Below are 18,902 nucleotides of genomic sequence, written 5' to 3'. Positions count from 1 at the left end.
CTACTCGATATGCCCCAGCACCGAACCGACGGACACCACGCCGCCCGCGGCTGACACCACGGAAGAGAGCGTTCCGCCGCGGTGGGCCGGGACCTGGGTCTCCATCTTCATGGCTTCGAGGACCACCAGCGGGTCGCCCGCATCAACCGCCGCGCCGGGTTCCACGAGCCACTTCACCACGGTGCCGGCCATGCCGGACACCACGGCGGACTCCGGAACCACAGGCCCTGAGGATGCGTCAACCCCAACGGAAGCACCGCCGTCGGGCCCGGACGAAACACCCGACAGGGAACCGCCGGAGCGGGCCCAGCCGTCCAGCAGGTCGGCGGGAAGGCCCACGGCCAGGCGCTTGCCGTCCACGTCCACCGTGATGGTGCGGCGCTCACCCGAGGGAGCCACCGAACTGTACTCGGGGTCGCCAGGGATCCGGTCGGCGAACTCCGTCTCGATCCAGCGGGTGTGCACGCCAAGCCCGTCCGGGGAAGTGAATTCCGGCGCCTCGAGCACGGCCCGGTGGAACGGCAGGACGGTCGCCAGGCCCGAAATCTCCATCTCGGCCAGGGCACGGCGGGCCCGGCGGATGGCCTGCTGCCGGTCGGCTCCGGTGACCACGAGCTTTGCCAGCAGGGAGTCGAACTGCGGCGGAACCACGGAACGGGACCGCACGCCGGTGTCGAGGCGGATGCCCGGGCCGGTAGGACCGGAGAAAGCAGCAACAGTGCCCGGGGAGGGCAGGAAGCCGCGGCCCACGTCCTCGGCGTTGAGGCGGAATTCGAAAGAGTGTCCGCGCGGTTCCGGGTCCGCAGGCACGCTCAGGGGAAGCCCGGCGGCGATGCGGAGCTGCTCCTGCACGAGGTCGATCCCGGAGGTTTCCTCGGTGATGGGGTGCTCCACCTGGAGCCGGGTGTTGACCTCGAGGAACGCCACGGCGCCGCCTGCCGAGACCAGGAATTCCACGGTGCCGGCGCCGGTGTAGCCGGCCTCCCGGCAGATCGCCTTTGCCGCGGAATAGATCGATTCGCGCTGCGCATCAGTCAGGAACGGCGCGGGGGCCTCCTCCACCAGTTTCTGGTGGCGGCGCTGCAGCGAGCAGTCTCGCGTGCCCACCACCACCACGTTCCCGTGGGTATCGGCGATCACCTGCGCCTCGACGTGCCGCGGCCGGTCCAGGTACTGCTCCACGAAGCATTCCCCGCGGCCGAAGGCCACCACGGCCTCGCGCACCGCCGAGTCGAAGGCTTCCTCCACCTCGGGCAGTTCGCGGACCACCTTCAGGCCGCGTCCGCCGCCACCGAACGCGGCCTTGATGGCCACGGGCAGCCCGTGTTCTTCGGCGAAGGCGCGGGCTTCGGCGGCCGAGGCCACGGGTCCGTCGCTGCCGGCCACCAGCGGGGCGCCGGCACGGACCGCGATCTCGCGGGCGGTGATCTTGTTGCCCAGCTGCCGGATCGCCTCAGGCGAGGGGCCGATCCAAGCCAGTCCGGCGTCGAGCACAGCCTGGGCGAAGTCCGCGTTCTCGGAGAGGAAACCGTAGCCGGGGTGCACGGCGTCGGCCCCGGAAGCCTCGGCAATACGGAGCAGCTTCGGGATGTTCAGGTAGGTATCGGCCGGGCTGTTGCCGCCCAGGCTGAAGGCCTCTCCCGCGGCACCCACATGCATGGCGTCGGCGTCGATGTCGGCGTACACGGCCACGGACGCGAGGCCGGCGTCTTCGCAGGCACGGGCAATCCGGACGGCGATTTCGCCGCGGTTCGCGATCAGGACCTTGCGCATTACTTACTCACTTCTTTCGTGCCGGAGGCGGGGGAAACGCGGAAACGGATGCTCCCGCCGATGGGGACCTGCGCGGCGCGGTCCAAGTGTTCGTCGATGACCACGGCGATCACGGGGTAGCCGCCGGTGATCGGGTGGTCGGCCAGGAACAGCACGGGCAGTCCGGCGGGCGGGATCTGGATGGCCCCGGCCATGGTGCCCTCGCTGGGCAGTTCGCCCTCGCGGCTGCGCTTGAGCGGCTCGCCGGCCAGGCGCATGCCCACCCGGTTGGACTGCGGTGTGACCTGCCATTCCTGGCTGCAAAGGGACTCGAGTTCGGCGGGGTCGAACCAGTCGTCGCGCGGGCCCGGAACGATGTCCAGGACCGTGACGCTGCCGGGCTCCGGGAAGTCCGGCTGCAGTTCGGGGTTCCCGACGGCGGTGGACGCGGTGTCCTGCCCGACGGCGAGCAGTTGCCCTGCCGCCAAAGGTGCGGGCCCGATTCCGGACAGGGTGTCCGTGGAGCGGCTGCCCAGGACGGCCGGCAGCTCCGCTCCGCCGCGGACCGCGAGGTAGCTCCGGAAGCCGGCTTCCGGGGCGCCGATAGTGAGGGTCTCACCGTCGAGCAGCGCGAACGGAGTCGCCATCTCAACGGTGCGGGGGTGCCCGGCCGGCCCGCAGTCGTCGTCGTCGGAAAAAGCGTCCGACGGCGGCGTGATGGTGAGGCTCGACGGCGCACCCGCCACGGCGATCACCTGGTCCCCCACGGCCTGGATGGCGAGCCCGCCGTTGACGGTCTCGATCGCGGCAGCGGTGGACGCGTTGCCGACGAGCCGGTTCGCCCGGCGGATGGAAGCCCGGTCCAGGGCGCCGGCGGCCGAAACACCCAGGCCGCCATGGCCGCGCCGGCCCAGGTCCTGGATCAGGCTCAGGGCGCCGGAGGCCACGATGCGGATCCCCGTAGAAGGTTCGGCTGCGGCGGAAACGGGGGCCTGCGCCACCTCCACCAGTTCGCGCACGGCCCGGTACCGCACCCGGTCCCCCGGCCGGACGAGTGCGGGCTGCGCGCGGTCGAGGTCCCACATGCGGGCAGCGGTGCGGCCGATCAGCTGCCAGCCGCCCGGCGAACGGCGCGGGTACACGGCCGAGTAGTTCCCGGCCAAGGCCACGGAACCGGCGGGAACCGCGGTGCGCGGCGTGGGACGGCGCGGCACTTCCAGGAGCTGGTTCTCGCCCACCATGTAGGCGAAACCCGGGGCGAAGCCGGCAAAAGCCACGGTCCAGAGCTGCCCGGTGTGCGCGGCGATCACGCCGTCCACGCCCAGGCCGGTCAGTTCGGCGACTTCGGCGAGGTCCTCGCCGTCGTACACGGTATCGATGACCACCAGCGCACTGTCGTTCTCCACCGGTCCTTCGAGTTCCAGCCCGAGCAGCCGGGAGCCGATGGCGCGGGCAGCGGCCGCCGATTCGGCCACCACCATCACGGTCTCGGCGGCGGCCAGCACGTCCAACTGCCCCGGCAGCGGGGACGCAGCCAGCAGCGACTGCAGAGCGAGCACATCCTGCATGCCGTCCAGCTCGGCGAGCACCGCGCGGGTCCCCACCGGCCGCACGGAGCGCACCTTGTGGACGGTCTGCATCCCGGTTTCCATCATCGCTTCCTCACTCGGTTCAGCTGGGGCGGCCGCTCAGGCCTGGGCGTCCTGCAGGAGCCGGACATCTTCTTCCGGCTGCGGGTCGCGGCCGATGAGCAGGCCCACGATAGTCACCACGGAGGCTGCCAGCAGGTAGATGGCGATCAGCCACCAGCCGCCGGAGGCGGCACCGTAGAGCGCGGTGAAGATGATCGGCGCCACGGCGCCGCCGATCACGCCGGCCAAGGTGTAGGCCAGGGAACTGCCCGCGTAGCGGAGGCGGGCCGGGAACTGTTCGGTGATGTAGGCGGCCTGCGGACCGTACATGAAAGCGTGCAGCGCCAAGCCGATCACCACGCCGATGGTCAGCATCACCACGGATTTGCCCTGGATCATCAGGAAGAACAGCGGGATGAACGCGGCCGTGGCGGCGGCGGTGATGCCGTAGACGAGGCGGCGGTTGAAGCGGTCCGTCGCTGCGCCGGCCAGCGGGATCAGGAACAGCTGGAAGGCGGAGCCGATCAGGATGGCGGCGAGCACGTTGCCGGTGGTCATGCCCAGTTGCTTGGTGGCGTAGACGGCCACGAACACGGTGAACAGGGCGTACAGGATGTCGGGGCAGACGCGGGACAGGGCGGCGGAGATAAGTGCCTTGGGTTGGGTGGCGAAGACCTCCTTGATGGGGGCCTTGGGCCGGTCGCCGTGGGCCTGGATGGCCTTGAAGACCGGGGTTTCCTCAAGCTTGAGGCGGATCAGCAGGCCGAAGGCAACCAGCACGGCGGAGGAGAGGAAGGCCACGCGCCAGCCCCAGGAGAGGAAGGCTTCGTTGCTGAGGGAGGCGGCGAGGACGGCCAGGACGCCGTTGGCCAGCAGGTTGCCGGCGGGCGGGCCGATCTGGGCCGCGGAGGACCAGAAGCCGCGCTTGGTGGGATCGCCGAACTCGCTGGAGAGCAGCACCGCGCCGCCCCATTCGCCGCCGACGCCGACGCCCTGGGCCAGGCGCAGCATCACCAGGATGGTGGGGGCCGCGATGCCGATCATGCTGTAGTCCGGCAGCGCACCGATGAGGACGGTGGCAAGGCCGATGAGCACGAGCGTGAAGACCAGCACGTACTTGCGGCCGATCTTGTCGCCGAGCCGGCCGAACACCACGCCGCCGATCGGGCGGGCCAGGTAGCCCACGGCGAAGGCGGAGAAGGAGAGGAGCAGGCCCACGAACTCGTCGCCGGACGGGAAGAAGATCTTGGGGAACACGAGGGCCGAGGCTACGGAGTAGATGGCGAAGTCGTAGTACTCGAGCGAGGTGCCGGTGAGGCTGGCGACGTAGGCCTTGAGGGCGCCAGCCGGTGGCTTCCTTGTCACGGCACGTGCCTTGTTGATGCTGGTCATTGTTTTCCTCCGGGGGATGAGGGTGTTGCTGGGGATTGGGGTTTGCGAACGGGGTTCAGGCGAAGGAGGCGATGCTGACGCCGGCGTCGCTGAGGGCGGACTTCACGGCGGTGGCCATGGCCACGGCGCCCGGTGAGTCACCATGCACGCAGATGCTTTCCGCGCGGACATTGAGGATGGTGCCGTCAATTGCCATGATCCGCTGTTCGGTGGCCATCCGCAGTACATGCTCGGCAACCTCCGCGGGGTCGTGCAACACGGCCCCCGGCAGGGTGCGCTGCACGAGCGTTCCGTCCGGGTTGTAGGCGCGGTCGGCGAACGCTTCGGTCACTGCCCGCAGCCCGGCCTTCTCGGCCAGGCGCAGGACCTCCGAGCCGGGAAGTCCGAGGATCGGCAGGCTCGGGTCCACTGCCTTGACGGCGTCGACGACGGCCTGGGCCTGGGCGGTGTGCTTGACGATCGCGTTGTACAGGCCGCCGTGCGGCTTCACGTACTTCACCCGGGCTCCGGCGGTGGCCGCCAGGGCTTGCAGCGCGCCGATCTGGTACACGACGTCGTCGGCCAGTTCGGCGGGATCGACATCCAGGAAGCGGCGGCCGAAGCCCGCCAGGTCCCGGTAACCCACATGCGCACCGATCACGACGCCGGCCTGGACCGCCTTCGCGCTGGTGGCCCGGATGACGCTGGGGTCGCCGGCGTGGAAACCGCACGCCACGTTGGCGCTGGAAACGGAGTCGAACATCGCGGAATCGTCGCCGAGGGTCCAGCGTCCGAAGGACTCCCCGACGTCGCTGTTCAGGTCGATGCTTGCCATTGTGATCCCTATCTCATTGGATGTGGTCCATCTAGGATGCACTACATTGTCGAATTGTTCAACGATTCTTCGATCCGAAGATGTGACGATCATGTAAATTCATGTCATGGCACCTACCCAGACCGGCAGCGCCCGCGTTCGCGTCGCCGTGCCGTCCGTGGCCGAACGCGTGGCCGAAGAACTGCGTTACCAGCTCGCCGAAGGCATGCTCCTCCCCGGCGCCCGGCTCACCGAGGCCACGATTGCCGAAGACCTGGGCGTCTCGCGGAACACCGTGCGGGAGGCCTTTGCCGAGCTCGCCAGCGAACGGCTCGTGGTCCGCCAGCCCAACCGCGGCGTCTTCGTAGCCACCCTCGAAGCCGGCGACATCCACGATCTCTACACCGTGCGCCGGGCCATCGAGGTCAGCTCGATCCGCGGCGGCGGGAGCGCCGAGCGGGTAGCGGCAGTCCGTGCCGCCGTCGACGAGGGCAAGCGCGCGGCCGCGGCCGACGACAACGACGCCCTGGGCAGCGCCAACCAGCATTTCCACGGCGCCATCGTGGCCCTGGCCGAAAGCAAGCGGCTGGACACGATCATGAGGCACGTCCTGGCCGAGATGCGCCTGTACTTCCACAAAGCCACCTCGGACGCGCACTTCTACAGCGCCTGGCTCGAGGAGAACGAGGCCATCTGCGCCGCCCTCGAAGCCGGCGAACTGGAGCGGGCCGGCGAACTGCTGCTCGGCTACCTCAACCGCTCGGAAGAGCAGCAACTGACGGTGCACGGGGAGTAGCGGGCACGCTCAGGCGGTCTCATGGCCGTCCGCTGCGCCATCGTCGAGATTCCAGCCGACGGTGCACAAGGCACGCAGTTCCGGGGTGTCAGTGGCAATGACAACCACGCCCGGGTACGCCTCCAGCAGCCCGGCCAGCATCCTGGTCCCGTCGCCGTCCAAATCCTTGTCAATCCGGTTGAGCATGAGCAGGGGCGGCTGCCCCAGCATCGCGCGGGCAATCTGCAAACGTCCCCGAGCCGCCGCGCCCAGGGGTTCGCCGCCATGCCGCAGCACCGTCCGCTCACCCTCCGGGAGGCGCTCCAGCACCGCCCCGAGTCCGACGGCCGACAACGCTTCGGCCGCGACGGCGCCGGGCAGGTCCGGCCGGCGGTAACGCACCGCACGGGCGATGCTTCCACGCTCCAGGGGCGCGCCGCCGGCAGCATATCCCACCAGTTCACGCCGCTTCCGGCCCGGAGCCGATGCAAGATGGCGCCCGTCGATCCAGGCATGGGCTCCGGGTTCCGCCCGGATCCCCAGCAGGGCCTCGAAAAAGCCGTCAACGCAGCCAGGGTCCGAGGACCGGACAAGCAGGCGCTGCCCGGGGAGGACCAGCAGGCCGGAGCTTTCCGAAGGCGCCCCCTGGCCTGCCAGGCAGAACCGCACCGTTCCGGCGCCGGGCTTCGCGACCCACGCCGGTCCTTTTTCCACCTGCGGGACCACGAGCGCCGGGACCAGTATCCGTCTGGCGGCGCGGTAGCTCTGTCTGTACTCCACGACGCGGCCCAGGTCCGTCACCGGAGTGGAAATGAGCCCTACGACGGTCAGGGCCGCGGCGATCGTCGCCGTGTCTGTTCCTGTGAACGCCCCGGCGGCGGCAACTGCCACGGCGGTGAGGGAAGCCGCGACGGCGGCGGCGCCGCGGATGCTGCCGGCCACTCTTGCCCGTGAAACGGCGGCGTCGGCGACGTCGAGGCCCATGCGCTGGATCCTGCGGATTTCGCGCATTTCTCCTCCGGCTGCGCGAATTGCGGACGAGGCTGCGACTGTATCGGCCACCTGCGCGGCCAAGCGGCCGCGCCGCTTTCTCAGGATCCTGGACCTCGCGAAAGCCGGCTTGGCGAGCCAGGCGAGGAAAAAGGTGAGGATACAGAGCGGTCCGACGGCGGCCAGGGCCAGCACTGGCGACAGTAGCCAGAGTGCCGCGGCTGTCCCCGATAGCAGCGGGACACCGGCCGCAAGGGGCGCGAGACCCATGGTGATCCAGTTCCGTAAGCTGCTGACGTCGTTCGTGGTCCGGGCAATCGTGATGCCGATCGAGGTCCGTTGCGTCCCCAGAAGCGCCGAGGCCAGGAGTCCGGTGCGGATTTCATTGGCGTAATGCTGGCCCAGTCTTTCGGCCACCGTACGCTCCGCGACGCGGAGTGCACCGACCGCGTGGGCGCCGAGGAACAACACCACCACAGCACCGATCCGGACGTCCGGCGCCGCCTGGCCAAGCAAGAGAGTCATCATCCAGGCCATGGTTCCGGCGAGGGCAGCACCCGCGGCGCCTGAAAGCACCAGAAGGAAGAACATCCATCGGCGCGGACCGGCCAGGAACGCGGGGAGCCCCGTGGACCCCGCCGTTCCGCGGACAAGCGGTTGCGCCGAAGATGTCACTGGAGGGGCCAGTGGCGCCGCGGAAGGAGGCCCATCGCCACGTTCGCCCCACACAGATCGTAAGTGTCAATCACCTGAACGGGCAGGACGGCGGCGGCCTCGCCGCTCGCAAGGGGCGAGGCAGTCAGTCGGCCGGACACCGCGCCCACAGTCAGCCCTGCATTGTGGAGAAGTTGAAGGCCGGCCGTCGCCCCCAGTGCGTCGGCTGCGGAGAAGACCACTTGATCCACTGTTTCCCGGAAGACCGGGTCTGCCAGGAGCCTCCGCGTTTCGCCCTGGTACAGGCCGTCTGCGATCTCCACCACCACAACGTCGGTATCGGCGCTGCTCAAGGCATCCACCAGGCTCGGCAACAGGTCACGGACAAGCTCATACTCGCAGTTGAAGGTGGTCGGGAACCCGAAATCCGTGAAGTCCAGGACGCGGGAGGCGCCGGCATCCGCGAAAAGCCGCGAATCGTTTCCCGCACCAGTGCCTGTCGCCTTCCCGGCCGATACAGTCAAGCCCGCGTTGACCAAGCCGTTGACCAGACAGCCCAGGGTGGTCGACTTGCCTGAGTTCATGGAGGTGCCAAGGACCGCGATGACCGGAGGCCGCGTGGGCAGCCCGCCAGGCCAGGACCGGACCCGGTGCGGCGCGAGGCGGCCCAGCGTGACCGTGCCGTCTGAGTCGGTCAGCAGGCCAAGCACCTCAATCGCCGTCGGCTCATCCATGGATGCATGCTGGGCAACAACCTGGCCCGCGAGTCCCCCGGCCGCGATCAGGTGGCAGGGCCCGAGCGTTTCCGGCACCTCGGCCAAGAACTGGTCCGGGGCGTAACGGTGGCCGTACGCCACGAGGATTTCGTCCCCTGGGAAAAGCATCTGCCGGCGGGATGCCGGGCTCTCAAGGCGCTGGTGCTGACCGATCTCGAGTACCCGGGCGAGCACGATATCCCCGGCGGCGGGGACAACACCTGCACCGGCGAGCAAACTGAATCCCTCGGCGCTGCGCTCCAATTGCCCTGCGAGAAAGCGGGTGGTGTAAGCCTTCTTTGCCCGGCCCAGGCGCGCACCGTCAAGCGGGACCGTTTGCGTGGTCCCGCTCCGTTCCGCCGAGGGAACTGCTTTGTCACTTGGACAACCGACCATCAACGTCATTGCAGTGCCCCAATCCGGTTGCCCGTATGAACAGCTTCCTTGGCCGGACAGAGATTATTCCCAGCCCCGAGAAGCAATTGTGACACGCTTAGTCACATGGCGCACTGGCAGTTGACGGAAATGTCATATCCGCCCTCGTCCGGAAAGACCGCGGACGCCGTGGGCTGGGATGGCAGCCTACGCCAGCCCCACAGGCCGGTTTCCGATGGCACGTCCATGATGTTCAGCCCTTCATCCACCAGCGCGCTTCCCCGACTTGCTGGACGCAATGACTGACGAGCTCCGGGAACTACTTCCCGGACGTCAGGGGCGCTTGCCCTTCTTCCGGGAACCGCGGCCGCGGCCCTTGTCCGGGTTCGGGGCATAGCGCTGGGCTACCTTCTTGGCGCCGCTTGAAGGGCCGCCACCGCGGCGGTCCGGTTTGGGGGCCTTCTTCGGCTTCTCCTGCTTGGCCGAGGGCTGGCGCGAACTGTTGGCGGTACGGCCGCGGACCACGCCGACGAATTCCTCGATCACCTCGTCCGTGGCGTCCTTGGGCCAGGCCAGGGCAATCCGGGTTCCTTCAGCGCCGTGGAGCCGGCGGGCCACGGTGTCCTTGACGTTGAAGTGCCGGGCCATGGGCATCGGCATGACCACCAGGCCGGCGCCCGACGCCACCACCTGCAGGGCCATCTCCGGTCCGCCCATTTCGGCGATGTCCAGGAAATTCTCCTCGGCCAGGTCGGCCAGCTCCACGTCCTCGAAGACCGTGATCTCGTGGCCTTTGGGCGCCACCACGGCGGGCTGTTCCTCGTAGAGCGGGATGACGTGCAAACCTTCCTGGTCCACCGGCAAGCGGACGAAGCTGAGGTCCGCGGAACCATCGCGCAGGACCGAGAGCTGCGCTCCGGCGTCGGACATGAAGGCGTGCAGCGGAACATCCGGCATCCGCTCTTCCCAGCGCCGGATCCACTTGCCCGGCATCACCCCGGGAACGTACGCGAAGCGGAGTTCGCGGCGGGGTTCCTCCGGTTCCACCACTGGAGCGGCGTCGGTGGCGGGGCTGGGATCCTGGTCGGCTGGCACCACTTCACAGTACCCCTTGGCGCTGGCTGGACTGGCCCACCTTTTGCGCCCCCAAGCGCATCCGGGCCGTGATTTTCCGTCCCCGGATGCGCGAAAACCGGGCCGCTTCAGTCAGAGCAGGACCCCAGGGCTCATCGTCAGCGGGCCAAGATAGCACCAAACCCAAGCGATGCTTAAAACGGCTTCAGCCCAGCATCAGCCCAGCTGTTGCTCAGGGCGCCACCCCGTTGCCCATCGGCGACGATCCTTTGCCAATGTGCCTGAGCTCTCAGGAGCCGTCCCGGGCGGTGTTAGCTTGATCACCGAAATGGTCCGGACGGGTGCTCCCCTCATACCCTGAAGACCAGAACCCCGCAGATTCCGGCGTTTGCCCGGCTCTTTCTGCGCGCCCAACTTTGCCTATGCAATAACCCCACGGAGGATCCATGAGCGCTGCTCCGCTCCAAGAAACACAGGCAACCCCGGCAGAACCGGCCAAAGCCGGCCTCAGGCGGTCTATGGAAGCCCGCCACCTGGTCATGATCGGCCTCGGCGGCGTGATCGGATCCGGACTGTTCGTCAGCTCCGGCTACACGATCTCCCAGGCCGGACCCCTCGGTGCGGTCATCGCCTACCTGATCGGCGCCGTCGTCGTCTATCTGGTGATGGCCTGCCTCAGCGAGCTCGCGATCGCGTATCCGGTGTCCGGCGCGTTCCACATCTACGCGGCCCGCTCGATCGGCCCCGCCACCGGCTTCACCACCGCCTGGCTCTACTGGCTGACCTGGGCCGTGGCGATCGGCTCGGAGTTCACGGCTGCCGGCGTGCTTATGCAGCGCTGGTTCCCGGAGGTCCCGGTGTGGATCTGGTGCCTGGTGTTTGCCGCCGTCCTGTTCTCGATGAACGCCATCTCTTCGCGCGTCTTCGGCGAGAGCGAGTTCTGGTTCGCCATGATCAAGGTCGCCGCCGTCGTGGGCCTGATCATCCTGGGCGGCGCCGCGCTCCTGGGCTTCCACCCGATGGCCGACGGCCACTTCCCGCACCTCTTCGAGAACTTCTCGACGCCGGGCGGCCTGTTCCCGAACGGATTCACCGGCGTGCTGGTCACCGTGCTGGCCGTGTTCTTTGCCTTCTCCGGCTCGGAACTGATCGGCGTGGCCGCCGGGGAAACCGCGGACCCCGCCCGGAACATCCCGCGGGCCATGCGCACCACCGTCCTGCGCCTGGTGATCTTCTTCATCGGCGCCATCATGGTCATCGCCGCCACCATCCCCTACGACAAGGCCGGCCTCGACGAAAGCCCCTTCGTCACGGTCTTCTCCGCGATCGGTATCCCCTACGCCGCGGACATCATGAACTTCGTGGTCATCACCGCGCTGCTCTCCGCAGGCAACAGCGGCCTGTACTCGTGCGCACGCATGCTGTTCTCCTTGGCAGACGAAGGCCACGCGCCCAAGGCGTTCGCCAAGCTGACCAAGCGCGGCATCCCGCTCGTCGCCCTGCTGGTCAGCCTCCTCGGCGGCCTGGCGTCCCTGGTCAGCGGCATCGTGGCCCCGACCACCGTGTACCTGGTGCTCATTTCGATCGCCGGGTTCGCCACCGTGGCCGTGTGGATGTCCATCGCGGCCTCGCACTACTTCCACCGGCGCGCCTTCATCCGCAGCGGCGGGGAGCTCTCCACGCTGCCCTACAAGGCGCCGTTCTTCCCGCTCGTTCCGATCCTGGCGTTCGTGGCCTGCTTGGGGTCCATCATCGGCATCGCCTTCGACCCCTCGCAGGTGGCGGCACTGTACTTCGGCGTCCCGTTCACGGTTGCCTGCTACGTGTTCTTCCATTTCCGCTACGCCAAGCGGACGGCGGTCCCGACGGCAGCTGCCGCGGCCCCGGGCGACGCTTCGGGGGAGCCGCTTGACGCAGAGGACGACGACGACGCGAAGGTTCCGGCCGGCGTCGGCGCCTAACGCTTCGGCTGGCGCGCCTTAGAACTGGCGCGCCGAAATCGCGGGAACACTGCGGGGTCGCTGGAACTTTCCGGCGACCCCGCAGCGTACCGGCGACCCGGCGCATCTGGTCAACCCAACCACGGTGTGCTGTGATGTTGCCGGACCCGAAGGACACCCCGGATCCCAAGGGAACAAGGCCGCAGGGGGCGAAGACGATGGCTTCCATGAAGGGCACCGTAGCGTTGGTTACGGGAGCAACCGGCGGCTTGGGAGGAGCCGTGGCAACCGGTCTTGCGCGCGAAGGCGCCCTGGTGGTGGTGGTCGGCCGCTCCACGGCGCGCGCGGAGGAGGCGGCCAAGAGCATCGAGCAACTCGTGCCCGGCGCCCTGCTGGAGCCGCTGGCCTGCGACCTCTCGGAGCAATCCTCCATCCGCGCAGCGGCAGGCGGTTTCCTCTCCCGCCACGGCAAGCTCGACGTTCTCGTCAACGCGGCGGGAGTGTTCCGCAAGGAGCGCCACGTGACCCCCGACGGGCTCGAATTGACCTTCGCCACCAACGTGATGGCCTACTTCCTGTTGACGAACCTCCTGGTCGATGCCCTGAAGAACGCCGCCACGGCGGGGCCGCGCACCTCCCGCATCGTCAATATCGCGTCCAGGTACGGAAACACGAAGCTCAACTTCGACGACCTCCAGACCGCAAATGGCACGTACAGCTACCTGCGCTCGACACCGCCTACGATGCTCGCCCGTGTCCTCCTCACCCAGGAGTTCGCCGAACGGCTGTCCGGCTCGGGCGTAGTGGCGAACGCCGTCCACCCGGGGTTGGTCAGGAACACCTCGCTGCTGCAGGACGTCGGCGGCCCGTTCCGCTGGATCACGAACACCTTCGGCGCACCGGCCGACAAGGCGGCGGACACTCCGCTCTGGCTCGCCACCGCACCGGAAACCGCGTCCGTTTCCGGAAAGCTCTGGGCCAAGCGCAAGGAACTCCCGACGCCGGGCATGGGGTCGGACCCGGAAGCCCGCCGGCGCCTGTGGGAGGCCTGCGCGCAGCTCGCCCGGATGCCGTAAACCCGGCAGGACAGACCGCAAAGTCAGGCCGCGTAGACCTGCACCTCGGCCGACTTCACCACGAAATACACCGCCATCCCCGGCTCCAGTCCCAGTTCGGCCGAGGCCGCCGGGGTGATGTCGGCTGCCAGTTCCCCGGCCCGCACCCTGATCCCGCCGGCGTGCGGCTCGAGATCCGTGATCACCACGGGCAGGCAGTTGCGGGGACTGCCGTGCGGCAGCTCCGGGAAGACGGAAACGGCCGACGGCGGGAACGCGGCGACGCCGGGCTCCCCGGCCAACGCCTCGCCGTCGGATGTTCCGGAGACTGCCTGCCCACCCGCGTCGCCGGGTCCTGAAACGAGCAGCCCCCCGGCGGTGACCGTCCCGGCCAGCAGGTTCAGCCCCGCGAGCCCGGCGGCAAAGGCGCTGCGCGGGCGGCCGAGCACTTCGCGGACAGGCCCTTCCTCCACGATCCGGCCCTTCTCCAGCACCACGATCCGGTCCGCGAGCAGGAGGGCGTCCAGCACATCGTGGGTGACGATCACCGCGCTGCGGCCGGCCAGCACCCGCTTCAGCATCCTGCGCAGCTGGGGCGCGGCGTGGATGTCCAGGGCGGCCATCGGCTCGTCCAGGAGGAGGAGCTCCGGTTCGGCGGCCAGCGCGCGGGCCACGGCAACACGCTGTGCCTGCCCGCCGGAGAGCTGCCCGGGACGGCGCCCGGCCAGGTCCAGGGCGTCCACCTCGGCCAGCCAGCGCCGCGCCGTCTCCCGCGACGTCGCCCGCCGCTGCCCGGCGCTGCGCGGCGCGAAGGCCACGTTGTCCAGCACACTCAGGTGCGGAAACAGCAGCGGCTCCTGGGCCAGCAGGGCCACCCCACGCAGATGCGGCGGCACCCAGCCGTGCTTGCCGCCGTCGCGCTCAAACAGAACCTTGTCCCCCAAACGGACGGACCCGGCGTCGGGCTTCAGGAGCCCGGCGGCCACGGCGAGCAGGGTGGATTTTCCGGCACCGTTCGGCCCGAGGACCGCCACCGTCTCGCCGGGTGCGACAGTGAACCTGGCCTCCAGGCGCCCGTGCACGCGGGCCGTCATCCGGAAGGTCATGCGGCCACCTGCCTGCCAGGTTTCCGGTAGGACAGCCCGACCACGGCCACCGCCACCGCCACCAGCAGCAGGGACAGCGCGACGGCGGCATCGGCGTCGGCCTCCCGCTCCAGGTAGATTTCCAGCGGCAGGGTCCGGGTGACGCCCTGCAGGCTGCCGGCGAAGGTGAGGGTGGCGCCGAATTCGCCGAGGCTGCGGGCGAAGGACAGCACCGCGCCAGAGGCCAGCCCCGGCATGACGAGCGGCAGGGTCACGCGGCGCAGCACGGTGGTGGGGCCGGCGCCGAGGGTCGCGGCTACGGCTTCATAGCGCTTGCCCGCGGTGCGCAATGCACCTTCAAGGCTGACCACCAGGAACGGCAGGGCCACGAAGGCCTGGGCCAGGACCACGGCGGTGGTGGAAAAGGCAATCTGGATGCCCGCCAGTTCAAGGGTTTTCCCCAGCAGGCCCTGGCGTCCGAAGGTGTAGAGCAGCGCGATGCCGCCCACCACCGGCGGAAGCACCAGCGGCAGCAGCACGAAGGCCCGCAGCAGGCGCTGCCCGCGGAACGGCCGGCGCGCCAGCACCATGGCAAGCGGCACCCCGAAGACCAGGCAGACCACGGTGCTCGCGGCGGAAGTCCGCAGGCTCAGGCCGAGCGCATCGAGGGAGGCGGCGGACGTGACCAGCGGAATGAACTGGCTCCAGTTGACCTTCGCCAGCATCGCCGCCAGGGGCAGCATGACGAAGAGGGCCCCGACGGCGGCCGGCAGGTACAGCCAGCGCGGAACGCCGCTGTAGCCGTGCCCCCCGCTGTCCGGGGAAGCGTCCGGAGTATCGTTCGCGGTACCGTTCCGGGAGGTGGTCACGGGGCGCCGAACCCGGCGTCGGCCAGGACTTTCCTGCCCTCGCTGCCGGTGACCAGTTCGATGAACGCCCGCGCCAGGTCCTTGTTCTTGCTGGATCCGACGGTCCCGATCGGGTAGGTGTTCACGGCCTGGGCCGCTTCGGTGAAGGGGATGCCCTTGACCTTGTCGCCGGCGGTCTTCACATCGGTGACGTAGACCAGCCCGGCGTCGGCTTCGCCGGAGCTGACCTTGCCGAGGACGTCGGTCACGGAGGACTCCTCGCTCACGGGCTTCAGCGTGGTTCCCGTGGCCTTCTCCACTTTTTCGGCGGCCGCGCCGCAGGGCACCTGGGGCGCGCAGACCACGACTTTCACGCCCGGTTTGGGGAGGTCCGCGAAGGACGAGACCGACGCCGGATTGGCCCGTGGAACGGCGATCTCCAAGACGTTCGTGGCGAAGTTCCTGGGCCCACCGTCCAGCAGGGAGGCGTCGGAGAGCCTGGCCATGTTCCTGGTGTCGGCCGAGGCGAAGACGTCGGCGGGGGCGCCCTGGCTGATCTGGGTGGCCAGGTCCGAGGAGCCGGCGAAGTTCAGCATGACCTTGGTACCGGGGTGGGCTGCTTCGAAGGCGGAGGCCAGCTCGGTGAACGTCTCCTTCAGGGACGCCGCGGCATAGACGGTCACCGTTCCGGAGAGCGCCCGAGCCACGCTGGCGTTGCCGTCGGCCGGGCTGTTTGCGGGGCCGGGCTTTCCCGCGCAGCCGGCGATTCCGGCAGCCAGGGCACCCGCGGCGAGCAATGCCGCGGCCTTCCGGAATGCGTTCCTCATGCGATGCCCTTTCCCTGAGGTGTTTCGATGATGACGGTGGTGGCCTTGACGACGGCGGTGGCCACGGAGCCCAACTCCAGTCCGAGTTCGCGCACGGCCTCGCTGCTCATCAGGGAAACCACGCGGAAGGGCCCGCACTGCAGTTCCACCTGCGCCATGACTTTGTCCGCCGTGATTCCGGTGACCAGCCCCACGAAACGGTTGCGCGCGGAGCTCCCAGCGCGGGCCGGGTCATCCGGCAACGCGGCCTGTTCGCGGGCCAGGTGCGCGAGCTCCAAGCCGTCCACCACCACTCGGCCGGACTCGTCCTTTTTCCCGGTCAGGGCCCCGTTGTCGATCCAGCGGCGCACGGTGTCATCGCTCACGCCGAGGAAGCGGGCGGCCTCGGAAACTCGTATCTGCGGCATGGATTCATCATAAGTACGCATTTGCGGTGCTACACAACGGATTGCACCGCAAACACCTATGTGACCGCGCGATCGGCATTCCGCGCCCGGCACCCGCGCGCGGGGATACCCTTGAACAATGAAGACCCCGAGCCCCCAAGCCATGAAGCCGGCCACCGCTGCGAAGAAGCTTGGCATCTACCTGCCCGCGACTCCCCAGGAGTTCCAGGACTCGGCCGTCACCCGCGCCGAGTTCGCGGAACTGCAGTCCAACCCGCCGGAGTGGCTGGCCGAACTGCGCCGCAACGGCCCGCACCCGCGCCCCGTCGTGGCGCAGAAGCTCAACATCTCCATCGGCGGCCTGGTCCGCGGCGGCATCACGGAGCCGTTGACGACGGCGGAAATCACCGCCCTGCTGGCCGCACCGCCGCAGTGGCTCGTCGTCGAACGCGCCACGCACGCCGCCGTCCGTTCGGAAACGCAGCGCATCAAGGACGCGAAAAAGGCAGCGGACAAGGCCGCCGACAAGGACAAGAAGGCCAAGGCCTAGCCCCCACTCGCCACCGTTCCGGCTCCGGCGCATACTGGATAAAAGGCGGCCCTGCAGCGTGCGGAGGTGTCCAGATGTCCGCCATATCCGGAGTCCAGCTGAGCCTTTGGCAGACCGTTTTCTGGGCGGTCTTGCTCATCGCAGCCGTGGCGGCCACCGTCCTGTCGCTTCGGAAGAAGCAGGACCAGGAACCGGACGCCTTCTTCTGGAACGCCTTCGCCGGGCTCGTGGTGATCGTGCCGGCATTGCTCGTTCCTGCGCTGGTCTCCCCCGCCGTCGGGCTCGTCCTCTTCTGCCTCGCGGCCGTCACTGCGGTGGCCGCCCTGTTTGGCGAACGCAAGGTGGGTGAGCTGCGCCGGCAGCAAAGCGTGCACGCCGCCACCGCTGCCCGGCACCGGGACATCCTGCGGCGCTGGCAGCTCTACGAGCTCGACCCCGGCCGGCAGATCGACTACCCCGCCATGAGCGATGCCCGGGTGCCGTCCACCGCGGAGTTCTTCCGCGCCATGCGGCAGGCGGAATCCTCCCGGCTAATGGCCGACGGCGGCTACCCGGCCGCCGTCGAGCAGCTCGCCAGGGCGCTGGAGGACGCCGAGCACGCGGCAGGTGCCGCCCCAAGGCGCGGTAAGCCCTAACGGCGAAAGACCGGGAGATCGCTCCCGGCCTTTCGCTACAGAGCGCTAGGCTTTCGTCGCGGCCGTCTTTCCGGACAGCGACTCAACCGCAAGGTATGCCACAAGCCCGACCACCAGGCCCACCACCGCGTCCGAAAGCATCGGTGCGCCGAAGTGGACCACGACGGCGGCCACTGCACCGATCGCCCAGGCGATGAACGCCGTCGGGCGGATCTTCGACTCGGCGCGGCCGGCAAGCCGCTTGCGCAGGATGATCTGGTCGGCGATGAGCACGGCACCAAGCGGCGGAACGATCACTCCGAGGAAGGCGAGCCAGTTCACGAAGAGGCTCCACACGCCCAGCAGCGCAACGGCCACGCCGATCACGCCCAGCACCAGGGTGAGCAGGCGCATCTTCGAGCGGGTCAGGTGGGACCAGCCCAGGGCTCCGTTGTACAGGCAGTGCGTGCACACCGAGCCGAGGTTGATGACCACGAAGACCACCACCAGGGCATTCAGCAACGGGTTGTTCACACCCGTGAGGATCGGCGTGAAGTCGCCGCCCGCGGTCTGGGCCGAGGCGATCGCCCCGGCCGCCACCAGCAGGCCGCCGCTGAGCTGTGCGACGAGGCTCGCGAACGGGAATGCGGTGGCAGTGGCGAGCACCGCTTCGCGGCCGTTCTTCGACCAGCGGGTGAAGTCCGCCGTCATGGTGCCCGAGTCGGCGAAGGTGGCCATGATCGAAGTGACGGCCACGCCGAAGGTCATGGCGCCCCCGCCCACGCCCTGGAAGTTCACGATCTGCCCCAGGTCATGGCTCTGCGCGGCGATCGCGATGGCGACCACCACCGCCACGATGAACAGCGGAGCCGCGATGGCACCCAGCCAGGACAGCGCCTTGATGCCGAGGTAGGTCACTGCGATGAACGCGACGCCGGCGATCGCCACCACCAGGGTTTCGTTCCAGCCGAAGGCCTTGTTCAGGCTCGCCCCGGTGGCGCCGGTGTTGAAGGCGAACCAGCCCACCACCACGGTGGCCAGGAAGCCCGAGGCGATGGCGTAGCCGGCCGTGCCGAAGGTTTCGGTGGCCTGCAGCGCGAAGCTCTTGCCCGTCTTTCCGGCCCGGTAGCTGAGCAGGCTGACGTAGACGAACATGATGAGGTTGGCCACGACAATCGCGGCGAGGCCCTGCCAGAAGCCGAGCAGGGCAACCACGAGGCCACCCGGGACGGCATTGGTCAGGATCATCGGGAATCCGAACCAGACGGCCGAAACCGTCAGGAGGGACTTCCGGTGGGTCGCCGGAACCGGGGTGTGCTCGAATTCGGATTCGAGCCCGGTTTCGGCGGTGGTGCTTTCAACAGTGCCGGGCGGAGTCGTCATCGCCACAACTGCTTTCTCTTAGG

At 68.8% G+C, this 18,902-nt stretch carries 17 protein-coding genes; 5 read left to right on the top strand and 12 right to left on the bottom strand.

All coding sequences use genetic code 11. From position 1 onward, the window contains the following. The 4 genes from DWV11_RS08405 to DWV11_RS08390 are packed head-to-tail and all read right to left on the bottom strand — an operon-like array spanning position 1 to position 5,589. Complete coding sequence (locus DWV11_RS08405; protein ID WP_115788424.1) at positions 1-1,773, bottom strand: acetyl/propionyl/methylcrotonyl-CoA carboxylase subunit alpha; 1,773 nt, start codon at positions 1,771-1,773, stop codon at positions 1-3. Further along, positions 1,773-3,404: a 5-oxoprolinase subunit B/C family protein gene (locus DWV11_RS08400; RefSeq protein WP_115788457.1), complete on the bottom strand. Its 1,632-nt coding sequence runs from the start codon at positions 3,402-3,404 to the stop codon at positions 1,773-1,775. The genes DWV11_RS08405 and DWV11_RS08400 overlap by 1 nt, the downstream gene beginning before the upstream one ends. Positions 3,405-3,440: 36 nt before the next feature. Next, positions 3,441-4,775 carry an MFS transporter gene (locus DWV11_RS08395; RefSeq protein ID WP_115788423.1) on the bottom strand — a complete coding sequence of 445 codons (1,335 nt, stop codon included), beginning with the start codon at positions 4,773-4,775 and terminating at the stop codon, positions 3,441-3,443. A 55-nt stretch (positions 4,776-4,830) separates the two neighbouring features. After that, entirely contained in the window at positions 4,831-5,589 is a 759-nt protein-coding gene (locus tag DWV11_RS08390) for a LamB/YcsF family protein (RefSeq protein ID WP_115788422.1), read from the bottom strand. A gap of 106 nt (positions 5,590-5,695) precedes the next feature. Between DWV11_RS08390 and DWV11_RS08385 the strand changes: the two genes are divergently transcribed. Then, entirely contained in the window at positions 5,696-6,364 is a 669-nt protein-coding gene (locus DWV11_RS08385; RefSeq protein WP_115788421.1) for a GntR family transcriptional regulator, read from the top strand. A gap of 9 nt (positions 6,365-6,373) precedes the next feature. On the opposite strand, the gene DWV11_RS08380 is transcribed toward DWV11_RS08385, so the two are convergent. From DWV11_RS08380 to DWV11_RS08370, 3 genes are all read right to left on the bottom strand, one after another. Beyond that, a complete protein-coding gene (locus tag DWV11_RS08380; RefSeq protein ID WP_115788420.1) occupies positions 6,374-7,924 on the bottom strand; it encodes an ABC transporter transmembrane domain-containing protein in 1,551 nt (516 codons plus the stop codon). 80 nt (positions 7,925-8,004) lie between these two features. Further along, positions 8,005-8,979, bottom strand: coding sequence for a P-loop NTPase family protein (locus tag DWV11_RS08375; RefSeq protein ID WP_210725695.1), 975 nt, complete (start codon positions 8,977-8,979; stop codon positions 8,005-8,007). A gap of 471 nt (positions 8,980-9,450) precedes the next feature. Continuing rightward, positions 9,451-10,167, bottom strand: a complete 717-nt coding sequence (locus DWV11_RS08370; RefSeq protein WP_245953511.1) for a LysR family transcriptional regulator substrate-binding protein — start codon at positions 10,165-10,167, stop codon at positions 9,451-9,453. Positions 10,168-10,637: 470 nt separating this feature from the next. On the opposite strand from DWV11_RS08370, the gene DWV11_RS08365 reads away from it, so the two are divergent. Both DWV11_RS08365 and DWV11_RS08360 read left to right on the top strand, forming a co-directional pair. Beyond that, entirely contained in the window at positions 10,638-12,152 is a 1,515-nt protein-coding gene (locus tag DWV11_RS08365) for an amino acid permease (protein WP_115788418.1), read from the top strand. A gap of 197 nt (positions 12,153-12,349) precedes the next feature. Continuing rightward, positions 12,350-13,207 (top strand): SDR family NAD(P)-dependent oxidoreductase, encoded by an 858-nt coding sequence (locus tag DWV11_RS08360; RefSeq protein ID WP_281269604.1) that lies wholly within the window; start codon positions 12,350-12,352, stop codon positions 13,205-13,207. 23 nt (positions 13,208-13,230) lie between these two features. Here the strand turns inward: DWV11_RS08360 and DWV11_RS08355 are convergent, their stop codons facing one another. From DWV11_RS08355 to DWV11_RS08340, 4 genes are all read right to left on the bottom strand, one after another. Further along, the gene (locus DWV11_RS08355; RefSeq protein ID WP_115788417.1) at positions 13,231-14,292 is read right to left on the bottom strand and encodes a sulfate/molybdate ABC transporter ATP-binding protein; all 1,062 of its coding nucleotides are present in this window, start codon (positions 14,290-14,292) and stop codon (positions 13,231-13,233) included. Further along, positions 14,289-15,050, bottom strand: coding sequence for an ABC transporter permease (locus DWV11_RS08350; protein WP_245953510.1), 762 nt, complete (start codon positions 15,048-15,050; stop codon positions 14,289-14,291). The genes DWV11_RS08355 and DWV11_RS08350 overlap by 4 nt, the downstream gene beginning before the upstream one ends. A gap of 86 nt (positions 15,051-15,136) precedes the next feature. Further along, entirely contained in the window at positions 15,137-15,946 is an 810-nt protein-coding gene (modA, locus tag DWV11_RS08345; protein ID WP_115788416.1) for a molybdate ABC transporter substrate-binding protein, read from the bottom strand. Then, positions 15,943-16,353, bottom strand: a complete 411-nt coding sequence (locus tag DWV11_RS08340; RefSeq protein ID WP_115788415.1) for a TOBE domain-containing protein — start codon at positions 16,351-16,353, stop codon at positions 15,943-15,945. Before DWV11_RS08340 ends, modA begins: the two co-directional genes overlap by 4 nt. 142 nt (positions 16,354-16,495) lie before the next feature. Between DWV11_RS08340 and DWV11_RS08335 the strand changes: the two genes are divergently transcribed. Both DWV11_RS08335 and DWV11_RS08330 read left to right on the top strand, forming a co-directional pair. Then, complete coding sequence (locus DWV11_RS08335) at positions 16,496-16,882, top strand: DUF5997 family protein (RefSeq protein ID WP_245953509.1); 387 nt, start codon at positions 16,496-16,498, stop codon at positions 16,880-16,882. A gap of 74 nt (positions 16,883-16,956) precedes the next feature. Next, a complete protein-coding gene (locus tag DWV11_RS08330; RefSeq protein WP_115788413.1) occupies positions 16,957-17,517 on the top strand; it encodes a hypothetical protein in 561 nt (186 codons plus the stop codon). A gap of 45 nt (positions 17,518-17,562) precedes the next feature. Here the strand turns inward: DWV11_RS08330 and DWV11_RS08325 are convergent, their stop codons facing one another. Then, positions 17,563-18,879 (bottom strand): cytosine permease, encoded by a 1,317-nt coding sequence (locus tag DWV11_RS08325; protein WP_115788412.1) that lies wholly within the window; start codon positions 18,877-18,879, stop codon positions 17,563-17,565. Positions 18,880-18,902 lie beyond the last annotated feature (23 nt).

This window comes from Arthrobacter silvisoli, from assembly GCF_003369445.1.
Taxonomy (GTDB): Bacteria; Actinomycetota; Actinomycetes; order Actinomycetales; family Micrococcaceae; genus Arthrobacter; species Arthrobacter silvisoli.
The sequence above is the reverse complement of the archived record's forward strand: the minus strand, read 5'-3'. Positions and strand labels throughout refer to the sequence as shown.